Origin of the sequence: Helicobacter pylori (assembly GCF_001998165.1) — a bacterium.
GTDB lineage: Bacteria > Campylobacterota > Campylobacteria > Campylobacterales > Helicobacteraceae > Helicobacter > Helicobacter pylori_DL.
This window is the reverse complement of sequence record NZ_MTWR01000120.1, coordinates 1-398: the sequence shown is the minus strand read 5'-3', so window position 1 is coordinate 398 and position 398 is coordinate 1. Positions and strand designations below refer to the sequence as shown.

Here is a 398-nt window from a genome sequence, read left to right as displayed (position 1 = left end):
CCAATAACGGCGCCTTGAATGGCTTTGGCGGGCAAACGGGCTATAAGCAATTCTTTGGCGAAATCAAAAGATGGGGGGTAAGGTTTTATGGCTTTTTTGATTACAACCACGGCTTTATCAAATCCAGCTTTTTCAATTCGTCTTCTGATATTTGGACTTATGGCGGTGGGAGCGATTTGTTAGTGGATATTATCAACGATAGCAACACAAGAAAGAACAACAAGCTTTCTGTGGGTCTTTTTGGAGGTATCCAACTAGCAGGGACTACATGGCTTAATTCTCAATACGTGAATTTGACAGCGTTCAATAACCCTTATAGCGCGAAAGTCAATACCTCCAATTTCCAATTCTTGTTCAATTTGGGTTTGAGAACCAATCTCGCTACAGCTAAGAAAAAA

The 398-nt window shown here is 41.0% G+C and carries 1 protein-coding gene; it reads left to right on the top strand.

Going from position 1 to position 398, the window contains the following annotated elements; translation table 11 throughout:
- Nucleotides 1-398: outer membrane protein (locus BZK24_RS08470; protein WP_143424411.1), on the top strand; the 398-nt coding region annotated here is incomplete at both ends.